Origin of the sequence: Halomonas terrestris (assembly GCF_049166755.1) — a bacterium.
GTDB lineage: Bacteria > Pseudomonadota > Gammaproteobacteria > Pseudomonadales > Halomonadaceae > Halomonas.
The window spans coordinates 118,982-137,121 of the sequence record NZ_JBMHFZ010000001.1; the positions used below are offsets into that span (position 1 = coordinate 118,982).

Consider the following 18,140-nt stretch of genomic DNA (forward strand, 5'->3'; position numbering starts at 1 on the left):
GCCGTCAGTCCCGCAGGGTGGCGTAGAAGGTGCGGATATGGTCGGTCTCCCGATAGCCCTGGGCCTTGTCGGCCGGGGACTCGGTGCGGGACGTCTCGGCCTGCACCAGGCTGACGTGACCGACGGCGGCTGCCGCCCCGGCGGCGGCGGTGCCGACGCCGAGGGTCTTGAGGAAGTGTCGGCGCTGCGGATTGCGGGTCTTGTTCATGGGAGTCTCCTCGTTCATGCCGTGGCCTTGAGTTGGCGTTGTTGTGGTTTTCATGGGCACTCTTGCGATGCTGGCTTCCCGTTCCCTTGCGGTCGGTACGGGTGGCGTCAGGGCTCGACGAGCCTGACGGGTTCCTGCGCTGCCTCACCCGCGAGCAGCGCCTCTTCCCTGTCGATGAAGGCCCGGCCGAGCCGGCCGAGCGCGGAATAGAAGGGCGATTCGACCCGGCCCAGGTCCGCCAGGCAGCGCGAGGCCCAGGGCGCGAGGTGTGTCATGAAGAAACGGGCCTCGGAGGGGGAGCGAGCCTCGATGAGCAGGGCCATCACCTCGCAGAGCGCCGCCAGGTGATCCTCCGGGTCGTGGACCTGTTCGTCGCGTTCGATACCCAACGACTTGAGATCGCGACGCAACGCCACCAGCGCCTGGTCCATCAGCTCGCCGTCGCGGTACCAGGAGGCGTAGGGGGTCACGTCGCCCTGGATGACGCCGACCAGGTGGCGGAAATGGGCGCGGGCGAGCTCCTCGACGATGGCCTGGCGTGCCGCCGCGACGAGGTCGCGCCAGGGGCCGGCCAGGGGGCTGCCCTCGTCCTCGACCTCCAGATCGGCGAGCCACGCCAGCAGCTCGACATCGGGCGACTCGCGCAGCAGGCGTGCCAGCAACCGATGGATATCGGCGCGCAGGGCCTGGGCCTCGTCGAGCACCGGGGTCGCCGGTTGCGGGACAGTGTCGGTCATCGGTTCACACCTTCAGTTGTGATTCGGGATCTCGCGCCAGTTCCCGCCACACGTCCCTCACGCGGCAGTCCTCGCACATCTCCAGCCGGGACATGGCGTCGCCGGCAAAGTAGGGATGGTCGGCAAGCCTGGCCTTGATCGTGGCGATGGTGCTGGCGGTGGCGAACGGCTTGCCGCAGCGGATGCACTCGAAGGCCGCCTCCTCATGGCATACCCGACGCTGGCCACGGGCTGGATCGGCGAGAAAGCCGGACAGCAGGGCGATGGCCTCCTCCGGGCAGGCCTCGACGCAGAGGCCGCACTGCACGCAGTCGGCCTCGCGGAAGCTCAGCTCCGGGCGCTCCTCGCCGGCCGCGAGGGCGGGCGTGGGGCAGCCGGCGACACAGGCCATGCAGAGCGTGCAGCGCTGGGTGTCCACGGCGATGCCGCCATAGGCGGCGTCGGCGGGCATGGCGTGTCGTTCGCCGTTCGGGTGGCCCTGGCCGGCCAGGTGGTCGAGCACGCGGTCGAGTCGCTCGCGCTTGCCGGTGCCGTCGAGCACCAGGCCGTCCGCGGCTAGCGGCGGGTGGCGGGGCAGGGCGTCCCTGGCCGCCGTGTCGCCGACGGCGAGCACCGAGATGCGCTCGGGCGGGTGCCCCAGCGCCTCGAGGAGGGCGTGTGCCTGGGCGAGCTGGTCGTCGATGAAGGCGACCAGTCGCTCCGGCATGTCGGGGTGGTACTGGAGGCGCACCTCGGCGGCACCGGCCGCCAGGGCGGTCAACCACTGGTCGTGCCCGGCGGCGCCGAGTTCCTCCAGCGGGACATCGAGGACATGGCCGGCCGGCTCGCCCTCGTCCCGCAGGTGTTCGGCGGCACCGAAACGCACCACCGGCAGCGTGCCGCCGGCCTGTCGATAGGCCGCCAGCCAGGCCACCAAGGTCTCCTGCTGACGCAGGGTCTCCGGCAGCCGGAACTCGATGGCGCCGGTGGGACAGGCGCTGCTGCAGCTGCCCACGCCATGGCAGCGGTAGGGATCGATCTCGATGCGCGACTCGACCCGGCTTTGCCGGCTCTGGATCGCATCGGCGGGGCAGACCTCCAGGCAGCGGGTGCAGCCGGTGTTGCCGCTGGCCGCATGGGCACAGAGGTCGTGGTTGATCTGGAAGTAGCGGGGCTTGTCGAACTCGCCGACCAGGGCGGCGAAGGCCTCGAGGCGGGAGTCGCACTCGGCGGCTCCCCAGCGGGTGGTGACATAGCCCGGCGGCGGCAGCTCGAGTGCCAGCGCCGGCGCCTCGCCGAGGTCCAGGATCTGGTCGAAATGATCCCGCTCGAGCAGCGCCCGGCCCAGGTCCAGCGCCTGGTCTCCCTGCCCGAGCGTGACCCGGAAGCGCCCCAGGTAGCCATCGATGCGCAGGTTCCTGGCCTGCTCGCGGGTCAGGGTGTGGCAGGCCAGCGTCCGGGTTTCGGCCAGCAGGGTGTCGTCCCCGGCGCCAGCCGCGTCGCCGGCGGAGGGATCGACCGGCTCGGTGAGCAGCAGGGTCACCGAGGCCAGCCCGCGGTCGTGCAGCGCGCGTGCGGCACGGCGTGCGTCACGTTCGTTGCCGAGGATCAGGGCATGCCCCTCGCTGACATAGCCGACGCTGGACGGAGTGAGGTTGAGAGGCCAGGAGACCCGGCGATGCATCGCCTCCCTCGCCTGGCGATTGCCGCCATCGTCCACGGCGATCGTATCGATTCGCTGATTCATGCCACCTCACGGTCAGGGTTACATCGTTATTATGTTGTGATGCTAATGTTTCAGTCTGGCCGGTTTTCGTGATCTTGCCAGACCGCCCTTGGTCTAATCCCCGCGCGCGAGCGACGTCTCGCTCCCGTCGCCGGGCCCGGGGGCACGCCGGGCATCGGCAGGCTCCTCGTCCCGGGGCGGTGCCGGCTCCTCGGCGTGCGGGGCCTCGACCTCGGCGACCTCCACCTCCTCCGCAGGGTCGCGGGTTTCCGGCTCGGGCTCGTTCTCGTCGAGCTCGCGGGTCCACTGCCTCAGGCGCTGGGCCATTTCGCTGGCCAGGGGCTTGAGGCGCTGGCGGTAGTCGTCGTCGTAGTCATCGAGGCCGTCACGGATGCCGTAGTGGTCACCCGAGAACATCCGGCGCAGAGCGCGTCGGCGCAGGGCATCGCTGACGCCCGACTGCAGGAATGCCGTGAAGTCGCTGCCGGCGGGGAGGCTCTCGGGGTCGGGAAGGGTGGCATCCAGGCTGCCCGGCTCGGGCTCCGCCGCGACCGCCTGCTCGGCGTCTTCCCGCGTGGTGGCTGGCGACTCGGCCGGCGCCTCCTCCTCGACGTCATCGCCGAGCTTGCGGCGTGACCAGCGACTCAAGCGGCTCATGCGGACTGCTCCCGGGCGCGTCCCGCCCCCTTGCGTTTCTTCTTGCGCCCCTCGTCCGGGGCCTCGCCGTGGCGGGCCAGGTAGGCCTCGAGCCAGGCGCGGATCGCCAGCGGCATCGCCGCTTCCAGCACCTGCTGCTCACCGTCGAGCCAGGAAGCGGCGACGTCCTGGCTCACGGTGATCGCCGAGGGACGGGGCGTGCCGCCGCTCTCACCGCAGAGGACGAACAGGCGGGGCGTGCCGGCATCGAGGTTGAAGCGGTAGGCCGCCCTTTCGGTGAGGTACAGCTGCAACGTCAGGACCCAGGGGCCGCCATCCCCAGGGGTCAGGTCAACGATCTGCCATCGGGTGGCGTTGAATCCCTTGATGCGCCGCGTCTCGCTGGCAATGTCGAGGCTCAGGGTGCGTTGGCTGCTCGGGTGGGTCATGGGTGCCGCTCTCGACGAAGTTGTCAATTCAGTAAAGACACTGCGCGGACGGAATGCCATCATCGTCTATCAACGCTTTGTCGAGGAGCCGTGAATGCACGACATCAGCCTTAGCCAGGCACGCCTGCCCGCCACCCTGGAGATCGAGGTGCTCGACGAGTTCGGCGAGGCGCGGCGCCAGGCGATCGCCGCCGAGCGCGCCCTGACCGTCTACCTCAACAAGCGCGAGATCGTCACCCTGATGACCCTGGGCGCCGATCCCGAGGCACTGGTCGTGGGCTACCTGCGCAACCAGGGGCTGCTCGCGACCCGCGTAGACCTGCAGGCGGTGCACGTCGACTGGGAGGTGGAGGCAGCCGCCGTGGTCACGCGCCACCTGCCCGAGGACCTGGAGGAGCGGCTCGGTCAGCGTACCGTCACCACCGGTTGCGGCCAGGGTACGGTGTTCGGCCGCCTGCTCGAGGCCACCTCGCTCAACGCCCTGCCGGCCACCCGGTTGCGCCAGTCGGTGCTCTACCGGCTGCTCGAGAACCTGGGCGCCCACAACGAGACCTACCGCAGCGCCGGTGCCGTGCACGGCTGTGCGCTCTGCCATGGCGAGCGTGTGCTGGACTTCGTCGAGGACGTGGGGCGTCACAATGCCGTGGATACCCTGGCGGGACGCCAGTGGCTGGAGGAGGCCGATTCACGGCACGCCGACATCTTCTATACCACCGGCCGGTTGACCTCGGAGATGGTGCTCAAGGTGGCCCAGATGGGCATCGGGGTGCTGGTCTCGCGTTCGGGCGTGACCCAGAAGGGGGTGGAGCTGGCCGAGCGTTTCGGGGTGCTGCTGATCGCCCGGGCCAAGGGGCGCCACTTCCAGGCGATCCATGCCGGTGACCGGCTCGAGCTGGATGCCATTCCGCCGCGCCGGCCGGGTGACCGCCGCTAGGCCCTGTCCGGGGATTGGCCGTTCGCCGGCTTGGCCGGCAACGCCTAGGCCTCTGCCCGGGTGCACACCGAGAGCACGACGGCATCCTCCTCGCTGATCGACACCAGGGCGTGGCCCATGTCGCTGTCGAAGTAGATGCTGTCTCCCTGCACCAGGTGAAGCGGCTCGTAGAACTCGGTGTAGAGCAGGATCTCGCCGTCGAGAACCATCAGGAACTCCTCACCGTCGTGGCGAACCCACTCGCTGAATTCGTCGAAGCTGCGGGCCCGCACGATGGTCTTGAACGGGATCATGCGCTTCTGGGCCAGCTCGCAGCTGAGCAGCTCGTGCTCATAGGTGGGGGTGGGGTGCTGCTGGCCATGCCCCCGGCGGGTCAGGTCGCGGCGTCCCATGGTGCGGGTCTGGGCGCGGGGCGGCGAGAGCAGTTGCGGCAGGTCGATGCCGAGCCCGCCGATCAGCTTCTGCACCGCGGTGAAGGTGGGCGAGATCTGGTCGTTCTCGATCTTGGACAGGGTGGAGCGCGCCAGCCCGGTGCGCTGGCTGACATCCTCCAGGGTCCACTGATTGGCCAGGCGGATCTCCTTGAGTCGCTCTCCCAGGCGCAGGGGTTCGACGAAGGGCTTGCGTCCCGAGGCGATGCGCAGGGCAGCCTCCTGATCGGTGGTGGCGGTCATGGTCGGTTCACTATAGGAAACAGAGTTTCCACCAGCCTACCACATGGGGAATCCCTCGCCTCGTGTGAGCGACCCGAAACGGTGCGGGATGCGACACGACGCACGACGCGGAGAGCCGCTGCAGGCGACGGTGCCGTGTTTCCCCGATGCTGGAAACGCGTCACGCCTCGAAGGGGAGTCCCAGCAGTGCCTTGAGGTGCGCCTCGGCGCTGCGCCCCAGCGACTCCAGGTGATAGCCCCCCTCCAGTACCGAGACCAGGCGGTTGTCGGCATAGAGGGCGGCGATCTCCATCGCCAGGTGGGTGACCCAGTGGAAATCCCCGTCCTCGAGGCAGAGCTCGGCCATCTCGTCCTCGCGGTGGGCATCGAAGCCCGCCGAGACGAGCACGATCTCCGGCTTGAAGGCGTGCAGGGCCGGCAGCCAGTCGTCCTCGATGGCCTGGCGGAAGGCGGCACTGTCGGTGCCGGCCTCCAGCGGGGTGTTCACCACGTTCTGCCACTCGCTGCGCAGGTAGCGCCAGGGGTAGAAGGGGAACTGGAAGCTGGTGCAGACCAGGACCTCGGGATCGTTCTTGAAGATGTCGATGGTGCCGTTGCACTGGTGCACGTCGAAATCGAGGATGGCGATGCGCCGCGCGCCGTACTTCTCCCGGGCGTGGGCGGCGCCCACGGCCACGTTGTTGTAGAAGCAGAAGCCCATGGCATCGGTGGCCTCGGCATGGTGGCCCGGCGGGCGTACCGCACAGAAGACATTGTCGGCCTGGCCGCGGTACACCTGGTCGACGCCGCGGAGCACCGCGCCGGCCGCCATTCGTGCGGCCTTCAGGCTGTCGGGGTTCAGCATGGTGTCGCTGTCCAGGGTCACGATGCCTTCTTCCGGCACACACTTGTCCAGCGCCTGCAGGTGACGCATCGGGTGCACCCTGGCGAGTTCCTCCAGGGTGGCTTCGCGGGCATCCGACTGCATGGTCTGCTGCAAGACGCCGGCGAGGGCCAGCCGCGCACGGATCGCCTCCAGCCGCAGGGGGCTCTCGGGGTGCTCGGGCCCCATGTGATGCAGCTGACAATCGGGATGGGTGATATAGGCGGTGATCATGCGTGCGCTCCAGGCTGACTGGCGTCACGATAATCTTCGTCGCCCCTTGCATGACAGTGTCAATAGGTCGTACACAAGGGAACAGCCAACCAACGGAACACCCCGTCACGGGGACAACCCGGGGAGAGAGCCTTGAGCACCCGTTTCCTGCGCCACTTCTTCGAGCCGCGCACCCTGGCAGTGATCGGCGCCTCCGAGAAACCCCACTCCCTCGGCGGCCTGGTGATCCGCAACCTCCAGGAGGCCGGCTTTCCCGGCACCATCTGGGCGGTCAACCCCAAGGACTACGACACGGTGTTCGGCGCGCCCTGCGTGGCACGCGTCTCGCAGCTGCCCGAGACACCGGACCTGGCGGTCATCTGCTCGCCGGTCGAGACCGTGCCCGGGCGTATCGCCCGGCTCGGCCGGTTCGGCGTCAAGGCCGCGCTGGTCCTGTCGGGCGGCGCCCACCTGGACGAGGACCGCGGCGACAAGGGGTCGATACGCGAGCGCATGCTGGCCGCCGCCCGGGAGTCGGGCATCCGGGTGCTGGGGCCGGAGTGCATGGGCCTGATCGTGCCGGGGCGAAAGCTCAATGCCTCCTATGCCAGCCAGCCGGTCAAGGCGGGGCGGGTGGCCTACCTCGGCCAGTCCGGCATGCTCGGCAACGCCATGATCGACTGGGCCGCCGGGCGCGGCATCGGATTCTCCCATCTGGTCACCCTGGGCGACAGCGTCGACGTCATGCTTCCCGACCTGCTCGACTACATCAACCAGTTTTCCCCGACCCAGGCGATCCTGCTCCACCTGGAGCGCATCATGGACGCCCAGCACTTCATGACGGCGCTGCGGGATGCCTCGCGCAACCGCCTGGTGCTGGCGATCAAGAGCGGGCGTACCGCCGAGTCCGACCTCACCGGCCTGCCACCCACCCCGGGGATAGCCAATCGCGACACCATCTTCGATGCCGCCTTCTCCCGTGCCGGGGTCGTGAGGGTCAACGACTCCGACGAGCTGTTCGATGCACTGGAGACCCTGTCCCGCATGAAGCCGCTGCGCGGCGATCGCCTGGCCATCGTCTCCAACGGCCTGGGACCGGCCATGCTGGCCATCGACAAGCTGATCAGTGCCGGCGGCAAGCTGGCCGGCTTCAGCGAGAAGACCCATGAGGCGCTGCTCGACGGTGGCTTCGACATGAGTCGCCCCGGTGACAACCCGGTGGACCTGGGGGGCAACGCCACCCCGGAGAAGCTGGTCGATGCCCTGGAGATCGTCGCCGCCGACCCCGAGGTCGATGCCGTCCTGGTGGTCCATGCCCCGACCCGGCTTGCCCCCTCCAGGGCCACCGCCCAGGCCATCATCGCCAACCGCAAGCGCTTCCGGCGCAACCTCCTCACCAGCTGGATGGGGCTCGAGGAGGCGCTCCCGGCGCGTCACGAGTGCAACCTCGCCGGGATTCCCACCTACCTGTCACCGGAGAAGGCGGTGAAGGCCTTCATGCACATGGTCGACTACCAGCGGGTCCAGGCACTGCTGCAGGAGACCCCGCCGAGCCTTCCCTTCACCACCACGGCGGAGATCCGCGGCCGCTGCCGCACCCTGATCGCGGACGCCAGGGCCGAGGGGCGCGAGTGCCTGGCGCACTCCGAGACCGCCCGGGTGCTGGAAGCCTATGGCATCCCGGTGGCACCCAGCCACTATGTGGAGACACCGGAGGAGGGCGCCGCGGCCGCGGCCAGGATCGACGGCCCCATGGCCCTCAAGGTGGTTCACGAGGGCAACTGCCGGCCGTTCCGCTACCGCAAGCACCCCCACAAGCTCTCCGCCGGCCTGCTGCAGGACCTGGCCAGCCCGGAGCAGGTCGCCGAGGGCGTGCGTCGGCTGGGGGAGAAGGTCGGCGAGAAGTTTCCCGCCTTCCGGATCGACGAGTACTGCCTGCAACCCATGCAGCGCGGCAAGCACTCGATGCAGGTCTGCGCCGGCATCACCCGCGACCCCGTGTTCGGCCCGGTGATCGTGTTCGGCATCGGCGGCTACAAGGTCAATATCCTCGCCGACCGCCAGGTGGCGCTGCCGCCACTCAACATGCGCCTGGCCGAGGACACCGTCGGGCGCACCCATGCCGCGCGACTCATCCGCGAGCACTCCAGCGATCCTGGCCGGGACATCGAACGCCTCTGCGAGGTGCTGGTCAAGCTGTCGCAGATGGCCAGCGACCTGCCGGAACTGCGTGGACTGGAACTCAACCCGCTGTTGCTCAATCGTGACGGCCTGGTGGCGGTGGACTTCGCCCTCGACCTGGGCACGCCGGCACGCTTCGCCATCATGCCCTACCCGGAAGAGCTGCGTGAGTGGGTCACCCTCAAGAACGGCTGGGAGGTGGAGGTACGGCCCATCCGTGCCGAGGACGCCCCGCTGATCACCAGCTTCCATACCCAGCTCTCCGAGGAGAGCATCCGGTTCCGCTATTTCCACAACAAGTCGGACCTGACCCAGCGCGACCTGTCGATCCTCTCCCATATCAACTACGACCGGCAGATGGCGTTCATCGCCGAGCACCGGCGCGACGACGGCGGCAAGGAGATGCTGGGGGTGGTCCGGGTCTGGAACGACCCGGACAACATCCGCACCGAGTTCTCGATCATCATCCGCGACGACCTCCAGGGCCTCGGCATCGGCAGCCTGCTGATGAACAAGATGATCAGCTACTGCAGAAGCGTCGGCACCCTGGAGATGATCGGCAAGATCATGGTCGACAACCACCCCATGCGGGCGCTGATGAAGCACCTGGGGTTCCGCTGCCGCTACAACATGGAGGAGCAGGTGGTGGATGCGGTGTTGCGACTCAACGAGCCGCAGAGCGAGTGGCAGAGGCACCGCCTGGAGAGCCAGCCCGACTGACGCAGCCCCGGATCATGGCCGGGGACGAGCGCGGCAGGCTGTCGGGGGGGGCATCAGGGCGCCATGCGGAAGTGGTGCCACTCGCCATCGCGGCACTCGTAGCGGATGCGGTCGTGCAGGCGGCTCGGCTGCCCCTGCCAGAACTCGATCATGTCGGGAAGGACCCGATACCCGCCCCAGTGCACCGGCCTGGGGATCTCCTGGCCCTCGTAGGCCTGTTCGAAGCGCTTCTCGCGCTCCTCGATCCAGGCACGCCCGGGAATCACCACGCTCTGGGTGGCGACCCAGGCACCCAGCTGGCTGGCCCGGGGACGGCTGGCGAAATAGGCATCCGATTCGGCCGCGCTGACCTGTTCCACCCGGCCCTCGACGCGTACCTGCCGTGACAGGGAGGGCCACCAGAACACCAGGGCGGCGTGGGGAACGTTGGAGAGTTCGCTGCCCTTGTGGCTGTGGTAGTTGGTGTAGAAGACCAGCCCCTGTTCATCGATCCCCTTCAGCAGCACCACCCGGGCATGGGGCAGCCCCTGGCTGTCGACGGTGGCCAGGGTCATGGTGTTGCCGTCCTCTCCTTCGGTTTCCAGTGCCAGTGTCAACCACTCGTCGAACAGCACCATGGGGTCGCCGGTGACCTGGGCCTCGTCCAGGCTTCCTCCCTCATAGTCGCGTCGGATATCGGCGATCTTGCGTGTCATGATGTTCTCCTCGAAATTTGTTCCATGGTCGCCGCTCACGGGGAAGAGCTCAACACCTTCACGGCGACGCCAGGCGATTTCTTTGGCTAAGCTTATTACCAGGCTGTCTACCACGGCGCGGAGATCATCGTCCTCGACATCACCCGGGCCGACCCTCCCGGTATGCCGGTCGCGTGTGGGGCCTCCGGGTGGCCTTGACCGGCTCCCGGGGCGGGGCGATTCCATGAGATAATGCGATGGCAGACGACATCCGGGCGCCCTGGGCACCCCGGACGAGATGAGCGACCCGCATCGGCAAGGAGGCGAGATGATGCAACTTCGGGTATGGGATCTTCCCGTGCGACTGTTCCACTGGGGCCTGGTGGGGGCGGTGGGGCTCTCCTTCCATACCATGAAGACCGGCGGCGCGCCTTTCCTGTTTCCCGTCGAGATTCACGCCAGGGCCGGCTATGTGATCCTGGGCCTGCTGCTCTTTCGCTGGCTGTGGGGGCTGGTCGGCAGCCCCCATGCCCGCTTCGCCGGTTTCCTGCGCTCACCCGCGACCATGTTGCGCTACGGCCGTCGCCTGCTGGCCGGGCGTCCCCCGGCCTTTGCCGGTCACAACCCCCTGGGAGGGTTGATGGTGCTGTTGATGCTGATCGCCCTGACCTTCCAGGCCGTCAGCGGCCTCTTCCTCAGCGACGACATCTTCTTCACTGCACCGCTGCACGACACGGTGCCCCGCAGCGTCAGCCGCACACTGGGTTCACTGCACCACTGGAACGCCCAGTTCCTGATCGTGCTGGTCGCCCTGCACCTGCTGGCCCTGGTGGTGCATCGCCTCAAGGGCGAGCGGCTGGTGGGGGCCATGATCACCGGGCGGAAGTCGCTTCACGGCGCACCCGAGGACGAGCCTGCAACGGGAGGCGTGACCCGCGGCCGCGCCAACCCCTTCCTGGCCCTGGTGGTGATCGCCGTGGCCGCCTTGCCGGTGATATGGCTCTGGAGCGCCTGATCGCCCCGGGGCAGCCCCGGAAGGCCGCAAGGCGGCGCATCGAGCCGCCTTGCGGTGTCCTGCATGGAGCGGGTCACTCGGCCCGATAATTGTCATGACACCCCTTGCAGGTGTTGGCGACACTGGCCACCTGGCGGCGCATGGCCGCGAAGTCGTCACCTTCGGCCAGCGCCGCCAGGGTGGCGGTCTCCTCGACGAGGCTCTGATGGCGGGCCTCGAAGTCGTCGCGGTCATCGCCGATGGCGGCCAGGGCGTCGGTGTCCATGCCGTGACCGTCCCCCCGCAGCGAGCCTTCGACGAAGCCCTCCCAGGGCAGACCGGCGAGCGCGGCGAGGTTGCCCGCGCGCAGGGCGAACCGCTCGGCATCGTAGTCGATGTTGCCCTGGGCCATGTCGCCCAGGGGCCCCATCTGCCAGGCCATCACGCGCAGCGCGTCCTGGCGATACTGGATGGCCTTGTCGACATCCACCGCCTGGACGGAGGCCGAGGCCAGCAGGCCGAGGGAGAGCCCCAGGGTGGCGAGCCAGGGTTTCGAGGTCACGGTCATCACGATCTCCTTGCGTATCATTGGCGACGACACGCCAATAGCTGTTGATTCATGTCAAGCCTCAGCAGCTTAGCACGCTGAGACCGGGTGACTAGCCTGCCTCGGCGGCACGCAGCTGCCGGCTGCGAAAGCGGGCATAGCCCGTGCAGCCGGTAAAGAGCAGCAGCGCCGCCACGGCGATCAGCAATCCCAGCCAGCCGAGCCCCGGGAGGGTGGTGACCATCACCCCCTTCATGAAGTAGAGCAGGCTGACGAAGGCCAGCCACGCATGCCCCCGCGGCCGTCGACCGATGAGCGAGGGAAGGAACAGCACCAGGGGCAGGGCGAAGGCGACCATCGGGGCCAGGCTTCCGGCATCGCGCTGCACGACGAGGCTGAAATAGGCGATCAGCGCCAGCAGCAGGCCGTAGCTGCCCAGCACCAGTCGTCGCGCCCGTCCGGTCAGGTGATCCAGGCCCTGGCGGGCCTCGAGTCCCTCCAGCCACTGTCTCATCGGGCCTCCCGGCGCATGGCGTCCAGTGCCAGGGCGAGCCGGGCCAGTCGGCGCCCCTGGGCCTGGGCCAGGTGGCGCTCGTGGTCGTCGAGGGGCCGGTCGCTGCGCTTGCCGGCCACATGGCTGGCCCCGTAGGGGGTGCCGCCGCTGGTGGTGTCCATCACTTCGGTCTCACTGTACGGCAGGCCGGCATAGACCATGCCGTGGTGCAGCAATGGCAGCAGCATCGACACCAGGGTGGTCTCCTGGCCGCCGTGCAGGCTGGAGGTGGACGTGAAGGCGCTGGCCGGCTTGTCGACCAGGGCACCCCCCAGCCACAGCTCGCTGGTGGTGTCGATGAAGTGCTTGAGAGGGGCCGCCATGTTGCCGAACCGGGTCGGGCTGCCCAGTGCCAGGGCGGCACAGTGGCGAAGGTCGTCGAGGCTGGCATAGACGGCACCCTCGGCGGGGATCTCGGGGTCGACCGCCTCGCAGGTGGTCGAGACCGGTGGCACGGTGCGCAGCCGGGCCTCGATGCCGCGGCAGGACTCGACGCCGGCGGCGAGCCGTTCGGCCATGGCCCGGGTGGCGCCATGGCGGGAGTAGTAGAGGATCAGTACGTAGGGCAGGGAGGCGCTCATCGGGGCTCCGGGAGGCGGCAGGGTGAGAAGGGGACGCCGTCGGCTCAGTGAGCGTCGAGCAGCGCCAGGACATCTTCCGGGGGGCGGCCGATCACGGCGCGCTCGCCATCGTCGGCGATGGGCCGTTCCATGAGCCTGGGGTGGGCGACGATGGCCCGGACCACCTGTTCGGGATCACCGGCGTCGGCGGACAGCGCCTTCCACTCGGGCTCCTGGCGGCGCACCAGGGCGGCGGTGTCGCCGTCGAGCCGGGCCATCAGGGCACGCAGCTCATCCTCGGAGAGCGGCTCGTCCAGGTAGCGGCGTACCTGGAACCCGACGCCGCGCTCCTCGAGCAGGGCAAGGGCCTGGCGAGACTTCGAGCATCGCGGGTTGTGGTAGAGGGTGATGGTGGTCATGCGGCCTCCTTGGAGCAGGCTGGAACGGGCAGGTGAGAGGAAAGGGGGGCCATTGTAGAAGGCGGCCTGGCCGGCTCACAACTGCGCGCCGGCCGTTGCCTCCTCGGGGAGACGCCGATAGACCCAGACCTCACGACCGTCCGCGAGCTCGAGCCGAACCCGCTCGTAGCGGATACCCAGGCGCTCGTAGCGGTCCAGCCGAGCGAGCTCCCCGGCGGACACCTCGATCACCTCGCCCTCGACGCGTTCCCCGGGCGCCTCGGCCAGATCCAGCCCCTCCCGGCGGAAGTCTTCCAGTACCGCCGGTTGCGACTCCCCGGCGCGGCCGGTGACCAGCCAGCGCACCAGCCCCGAGCGCAGGGTGCCGTAGACGAACACCTCATGGGGGCCGTCGGCGATGGGAGCCAGGCCGTCGGGCGGATCATAGGTGAAGGGGCTGAGCATGGTCAGCCAGAGCCAGCCCGCCACGGCCAGGGGCAGGCCGAAGAGGCTGATCAGGAGCAGGCGAAGTCGTGTCATCGGGTCTCCGGGGCGTCCCGCGGGCTGGCCCTATCCTGACATCCTCCGGGGGCGCTGTCTGCGGCCGGCGGCTCTGCTAGGATGGAGGTCCCCTTGACGACGGGAGGTGCCCCATGACCCAGCCTGCACGCGATGATCTGGACTTCAGGGCCCTGATGGGCGATGTGGCGCCGCTGGCCAGGGCCCGCAACCGGGCCGACCCCGGGCGCCGCAGGGGTGGCCCCAGCGAGGCGCAGCTGGCCCGCCGGGAGAGTGCCGCCGCCGAGCAGGAGGGCCGCAACTTCCTCTCCGACGACTTCGTCGACCTGGTGCCGCCCTTCGATCCGCTGGAATACCGCCGCGACGGCATCCAGCAGGGCGTGGTGGACCGCCTGCGCCACGGCGGCTATGCCGCCCAGGCGCGCCTGCACCTGCTGCGCCGCCCGCTGGAGGAGTGCCGCCGTGCGCTGCCTCCGTTCATCCAGGAGGCCCACGCCCATGACCTGCGCTCGGTGCTGATCGTGCATGGCCGCGGCCAGGCCATCGACAGCCCGCCCAACGTGCTGCGCTCCTACCTGGCCAAGTGGCTGGCCCAGTTCGAGGAGGTGCAGGCCTACGTCTCCGCCCAGCCCCCCGACGGCGGCCTCGGCGCCACCTGGGTGATGCTGCGCAAGAGCGAACGGGCCAAGGCGGCCAACCGCGAGCGGCAGCAGAAGCGGCGGGGATAAGGATCTGACTACGGGGCCTTGCCGGCGACAGGCCTGTACGGGGGCGCTGTGAACCCCTCCCTGGGCGCTACCTCGGCCATCCCTGGTCCTCGGACCCCCTTCAGGCCTGTCCCCGGCGCCCCTGAATGGTTCACCGCCGGAGCATGGGTCGCTTCATCAAGCGTAGGCGGGGGCCTTCTCGCGGGCCCGGGCCCACTCCCGCTCGCGACGCCGGAACAGCGGCTCGGGCTGGTCCACCGCCGGCTGGTAGGCGCGGCTGAAGGCGCCGAGGGCCCCCAGGGCATCCTCGAGCCACTGGTCCTCGCGCAGCGACAGCGCATCGAAACCGCAGCGGGTCATGAAATAGAGCTGGTCCACCAGCACGTCGCCGATGGCGCGGATCTCGCCCGCATAGCCGTGGCGCTCGCGCAGCAGCCGGGCCAGGCTGTAGCCGCGGCCGTCGGTGAACTTCGGGAAGTCGATGGCGATCAGCGGGGCGTCGAGCAGCTCGGCGGCCAGCGCGTCGGTGAGCTCGGTGTCACTGGCGAGCCAGGGGGCCTGCCCGGCACCCGACTGCCAGGCGGGGAGGGGCACGATGCACCGCCCCCCGCTCGGGGCGGCATCGCTGTCGCGAACCAGGGTCCAGTCGTCCACGGCCGGCTGGCCGGCGCGGATGAAGGGGCGTGCAGGGACGGCTTGATCAGGCATAGACCCGCTCCTTGAAGGGTTTGAGACCGATGCGGCGGTAGGTGTCCAGGAAGGTCTCGCCGTCGGCGCGCTCGCCCACGTAGACCTGCAGGACCTTGTCGATCACCTCGGGCACGCTTTCGCGGCTGAAGGAGGGGCCGAGGATCTTGCCGAGCGATGCCTCGTTGCCCTGGGCGCCACCCAGCGAGATCTGGTACCACTCCTCGCCCTTCTTGTCGACGCCGAGGATGCCGATCTGGCCGACGTGATGGTGGCCACAGGCGTTCATGCAGCCGGAGATGTTCAGCTCGAGCGGCCCCAGGTCGTAGAGGTAGTCGAGGTCGTCGAAGCGCTCCTGGATCGCCTGGGCCACCGGAATCGACTTGGCATTGGCCAGGGCGCAGTAATCGCCCCCGGGGCAGCAGATCAGGTCGGCGAGGGTGCCTACCGTGGGGTTGGCCATGCCCAGCGCATCCAGCCGATGCCAGAGCGCCTCGAGGCGATCCACCGGCACATCGGAGAGCACCAGGTTCTGCTCGTGGGTGACCCTCAGCTCACCGTAGCCGAACTCATCGGCGAGGTCGGCGATCTGGTGCATCTGCTCCCAGGTGACATCGCCGGGCGAGTGGTCGCGGCGCTTGAGCGACAGGGTCACCGCCTTGTAGCCGGGGACCTTGTGGGCGTGGACGTTGTTGGTCACGAAGCGCGCGAAGGCGCGATTCTCGCCGCGCAGCCGTTCGAAGCCGTCGATCGCCGCCGGGTCGACCGGCCGCCGCTCGGGGTCGATGAAATGCCCCCGCATGGTCTCGACGGTCTCCCGGGTCAGGGTCTGGGGACCATCCTTCAGGTGGGACCACTCGGCCTCGACGCGGCGACGGAACTCCTCGACGCCCAGCGCCTTCACGAGGATCTTGATGCGTGCCTTGAACTTGTTGTCGCGGCGGCCGAACTGGTTGTAGACCCGCACCAGGGCCTCGAGATAGGTGAGCAGGTGCTGCCAGGGCAGGTCCTCGCACACCACGTCACCGATCATCGGGGTACGGCCCAGGCCACCGCCGGCGAGTACCTTCACCCTCACCTCGCCGCGCTCGTCCTGCCACAGCCGCAGCCCCACATCGTGGACCTGGATGGCGGCACGATCCTCGGCGGCACCCGTCACCGCGATCTTGAACTTGCGCGGCAGGTAGGCGAACTCCGGATGGAAGGTGGACCACTGCCGGATCAGTTCGCACCAGGGGCGCGGGTCGACTTCCTCGTCGGCGGCGACGCCGGCGAACTGGTCGGTGGTGGTGTTGCGGATGTCGTTGCCGCTGGTCTGGATGGCGTGCATCTGCACGCTGGCCAGCTCCTCCAGCATGTCGGGAACCGTCTCCAGCTTCGGCCAGTTGAGCTGCAGGTTGGTGCGGGTGGTGAAGTGCCCGTAGCCCCGATCGTAGTCGCGAGCCAGGTCGCCGAGCTTGCGCAGCTGGTAGGCCGCCAGCATGCCGTAGGGAATGGCGATACGCAGCATGGGGGCATGGCGCTGGACATAGAGGCCGTTCTGCACACGCAGGGGCAGGAACTCCTCTTCGCTGAGTCGCCCGGCCAGATAGCGTTCCATCTGGTTGCGGAACTGGGCGACCCGTTCATTGACCAGGGTCTGATCGTGAGTGTCGTAGCGATACATTCAGCCGGTCCTGCTGCAGTGAGAGTGGCGTGGCGTAGGGGCACCTTACCGCCTCAGCGATATTCTATGAAAGAATAAATGTGCATAGTTTTTATACGAATAGTAATAACCTCCGCCCGGGGGCAAGCCCGCCGGGCGGGTGTCGGCCCGGAAACCGGGGGATGGCTAGACCTGCAGTTGCTGCCAGCGTCGCCGCTGCCAGATCAGCGCGAACCAGGCCGAATTGAGGCAGCGGTAGCCGAGCTGCACCCACCAGATGCCGATCAGGCCATGCTCCAGCACCACCCCGACCCACCAAGCCAGCGGCAGGAACACCAGCCACTGCATGGTCAGGGTGGCCGTCATCACCATGCGATTGGCCCCGGCGCCGAGCAGCGCCTGGGCCAGCACCAGGGCGGCGGCATCCAGCACGATCATCGCCGCGGTGAGCTGCAGCGGGACGCGACCCAGCTCGATCAGCGCCGGGTCGTGCAGGAAGAGGCCCAGCACCGCCTCGGGGAAGGCCGCCATCGGCAGCGCCAGCGCCGCGAGGCAGGGCCAGGCCAGGTGCACCACCTCCCAGCCCCAGCGATGGGCGTCTCGGTGAGCCTGGCGGCCGAGGGCCTGGCCCACGAGGCTCATCGCCGCCATGCCCAGGCCCACCCCCGGCAGGATGAGCAGCAGCGAGAGGTTCACCAGCACATGGCCCACCGCCACGCTGGGCGTGTCGATGCGACCGAGCATCCAGAACAGCACGGCATAACCGGCGGCGAACCACAGCTGCTGGAAGGAGTGGGGCGTGGCCAGTCGCAGGGTGGTGACGACCGTCAGTCGCCGAGGCAGGCCGGCGAGAAAGCCGCTGGTGGTGGCATGCCGGGTGCTGAGCAGGACCCAGATCACCAGCCCGACGAACAGCGACAGGCTGGTTCCCGCGCCGGCCCCGGCGGCCCCCATGGCCGGCAGGCCGGCGTGGCCGAAGATCAGGCCGATGCTCGCCACCACGTTGATCAGGTGCATGAAGAGGATGATGCGCAGGTAGATGCCTGTCTGCTGGATGCCGTTCCAGTAGCCGCGGAAGCAGAAGATCATCGCCACCGGAACGAGCGACACCACTCGCCAGCGGAAGTACTCCACCGCCACGGCATTGACCGCCGGATCCTGGTTGATCAGCGCCAGCAGGCGCGGCGCCTGCCACAGGCAGAGCAGGGCGAGCGGGCCGGCGACCACCAGGGCGATCAGCAGGCCGGCATTGAGCGCCATCGCCCGCTGCCCCCAGTCCTCCTCGCCGTGGCGTCGCGCGGTCTGGGCCTGGACACCGGAAGAGAGCCCGAAGACCATCGCGGTGATCAGGAACATGGCGTAGCCGCCGATACCGACCCCGGCCAGGGGGACCTCGCCCAAGGATCCCACCAGGGCCGCATCGATCAGGTTGAGCAGGCTCTGGGAGAGCATGCCGGCGATGATCGGCAGGGCGAGGCGCAGGATCGTCTGGCGGCGAGAAGGCTCGGGCAGCATCCGTCTTCCGGGTCGGTGATGG

General features: G+C 68.8%; 20 protein-coding genes. 4 read left to right on the forward strand and 16 right to left on the reverse strand.

Annotated elements, in window-relative coordinates:
- Positions 1-4: 4 nt before the first annotated feature.
- The 5 genes from ACOMD9_RS00560 to ACOMD9_RS00580 form a co-directional block, all read right to left on the reverse strand.
- Positions 5-208: a twin-arginine translocation signal domain-containing protein gene (locus tag ACOMD9_RS00560; protein WP_421411475.1), complete on the reverse strand. Its 204-nt coding sequence runs from the start codon at positions 206-208 to the stop codon at positions 5-7.
- A 107-nt stretch (positions 209-315) separates the two neighbouring features.
- A complete protein-coding gene (locus tag ACOMD9_RS00565; RefSeq protein WP_421411477.1) occupies positions 316-945 on the reverse strand; it encodes a TorD/DmsD family molecular chaperone in 630 nt (209 codons plus the stop codon).
- A 4-nt stretch (positions 946-949) separates the two neighbouring features.
- Positions 950-2,671 carry a 4Fe-4S binding protein gene (locus ACOMD9_RS00570; protein WP_421411479.1) on the reverse strand — a complete coding sequence of 574 codons (1,722 nt, stop codon included), beginning with the start codon at positions 2,669-2,671 and terminating at the stop codon, positions 950-952.
- Positions 2,672-2,764: 93 nt separating this feature from the next.
- Complete coding sequence (locus tag ACOMD9_RS00575) at positions 2,765-3,307, reverse strand: DUF3306 domain-containing protein (protein WP_421411481.1); 543 nt, start codon at positions 3,305-3,307, stop codon at positions 2,765-2,767.
- Positions 3,304-3,735 (reverse strand): DUF3305 domain-containing protein, encoded by a 432-nt coding sequence (locus ACOMD9_RS00580; RefSeq protein ID WP_421411483.1) that lies wholly within the window; start codon positions 3,733-3,735, stop codon positions 3,304-3,306. Before ACOMD9_RS00580 ends, ACOMD9_RS00575 begins: the two co-directional genes overlap by 4 nt.
- 94 nt (positions 3,736-3,829) lie before the next feature.
- Here ACOMD9_RS00580 and ACOMD9_RS00585 point away from each other — a divergent pair, with 94 nt between their 5' ends.
- On the forward strand, positions 3,830-4,669 hold the full coding sequence (locus ACOMD9_RS00585; RefSeq protein WP_421411485.1) for a formate dehydrogenase accessory sulfurtransferase FdhD: 840 nt from the start codon (positions 3,830-3,832) through the stop codon (positions 4,667-4,669).
- A gap of 44 nt (positions 4,670-4,713) precedes the next feature.
- On the opposite strand, the gene ACOMD9_RS00590 is transcribed toward ACOMD9_RS00585, so the two are convergent.
- A complete protein-coding gene (locus tag ACOMD9_RS00590) occupies positions 4,714-5,343 on the reverse strand; it encodes a helix-turn-helix domain-containing protein (RefSeq protein ID WP_421411486.1) in 630 nt (209 codons plus the stop codon).
- A 160-nt stretch (positions 5,344-5,503) separates the two neighbouring features.
- Complete coding sequence (locus ACOMD9_RS00595) at positions 5,504-6,439, reverse strand: histone deacetylase family protein (protein ID WP_421411488.1); 936 nt, start codon at positions 6,437-6,439, stop codon at positions 5,504-5,506.
- Positions 6,440-6,571: 132 nt separating this feature from the next.
- Between ACOMD9_RS00595 and ACOMD9_RS00600 the strand changes: the two genes are divergently transcribed.
- A complete protein-coding gene (locus ACOMD9_RS00600; protein WP_421411490.1) occupies positions 6,572-9,319 on the forward strand; it encodes a bifunctional acetate--CoA ligase family protein/GNAT family N-acetyltransferase in 2,748 nt (915 codons plus the stop codon).
- A gap of 53 nt (positions 9,320-9,372) precedes the next feature.
- On the opposite strand, the gene pdxH is transcribed toward ACOMD9_RS00600, so the two are convergent.
- Entirely contained in the window at positions 9,373-10,014 is a 642-nt protein-coding gene (gene pdxH, locus ACOMD9_RS00605) for a pyridoxamine 5'-phosphate oxidase (RefSeq protein WP_421411492.1), read from the reverse strand.
- A 307-nt stretch (positions 10,015-10,321) separates the two neighbouring features.
- Between pdxH and ACOMD9_RS00610 the strand changes: the two genes are divergently transcribed.
- Positions 10,322-11,008, forward strand: a complete 687-nt coding sequence (locus ACOMD9_RS00610) for a cytochrome b/b6 domain-containing protein (protein WP_421411494.1) — start codon at positions 10,322-10,324, stop codon at positions 11,006-11,008.
- A gap of 73 nt (positions 11,009-11,081) precedes the next feature.
- Here ACOMD9_RS00610 and ACOMD9_RS00615 read toward each other — a convergent pair whose 3' ends face one another.
- From ACOMD9_RS00615 to ACOMD9_RS00635, 5 genes are all read right to left on the reverse strand, one after another.
- Entirely contained in the window at positions 11,082-11,555 is a 474-nt protein-coding gene (locus ACOMD9_RS00615) for a c-type cytochrome (protein WP_421411495.1), read from the reverse strand.
- Between the two features lie 91 nt (positions 11,556-11,646).
- On the reverse strand, positions 11,647-12,048 hold the full coding sequence (locus ACOMD9_RS00620) for a DUF2069 domain-containing protein (RefSeq protein ID WP_421411497.1): 402 nt from the start codon (positions 12,046-12,048) through the stop codon (positions 11,647-11,649).
- Positions 12,045-12,668, reverse strand: coding sequence for an NAD(P)H:quinone oxidoreductase (gene wrbA, locus ACOMD9_RS00625; RefSeq protein WP_421411499.1), 624 nt, complete (start codon positions 12,666-12,668; stop codon positions 12,045-12,047). The genes ACOMD9_RS00620 and wrbA overlap by 4 nt, the downstream gene beginning before the upstream one ends.
- Before the next feature lie 44 nt (positions 12,669-12,712).
- On the reverse strand, positions 12,713-13,066 hold the full coding sequence (gene arsC / locus ACOMD9_RS00630) for an arsenate reductase (glutaredoxin) (RefSeq protein ID WP_421411500.1): 354 nt from the start codon (positions 13,064-13,066) through the stop codon (positions 12,713-12,715).
- Between the two features lie 75 nt (positions 13,067-13,141).
- A complete protein-coding gene (locus ACOMD9_RS00635) occupies positions 13,142-13,585 on the reverse strand; it encodes a gamma-glutamylcyclotransferase family protein (RefSeq protein ID WP_421411502.1) in 444 nt (147 codons plus the stop codon).
- A 113-nt stretch (positions 13,586-13,698) separates the two neighbouring features.
- Between ACOMD9_RS00635 and smrA the strand changes: the two genes are divergently transcribed.
- On the forward strand, positions 13,699-14,292 hold the full coding sequence (gene smrA, locus ACOMD9_RS00640) for a DNA endonuclease SmrA (RefSeq protein WP_421411504.1): 594 nt from the start codon (positions 13,699-13,701) through the stop codon (positions 14,290-14,292).
- Between the two features lie 156 nt (positions 14,293-14,448).
- Here smrA and ACOMD9_RS00645 read toward each other — a convergent pair whose 3' ends face one another.
- From ACOMD9_RS00645 to ACOMD9_RS00655, 3 genes are all read right to left on the reverse strand, one after another.
- Positions 14,449-14,979: a DUF934 domain-containing protein gene (locus tag ACOMD9_RS00645; RefSeq protein ID WP_421411506.1), complete on the reverse strand. Its 531-nt coding sequence runs from the start codon at positions 14,977-14,979 to the stop codon at positions 14,449-14,451.
- Entirely contained in the window at positions 14,972-16,624 is a 1,653-nt protein-coding gene (locus ACOMD9_RS00650; RefSeq protein WP_421411508.1) for a nitrite/sulfite reductase, read from the reverse strand. Before ACOMD9_RS00650 ends, ACOMD9_RS00645 begins: the two co-directional genes overlap by 8 nt.
- 165 nt (positions 16,625-16,789) lie before the next feature.
- Positions 16,790-18,118, reverse strand: coding sequence for an MATE family efflux transporter (locus tag ACOMD9_RS00655; protein WP_421411510.1), 1,329 nt, complete (start codon positions 18,116-18,118; stop codon positions 16,790-16,792).
- Positions 18,119-18,140: the final 22 nt, after the last annotated feature.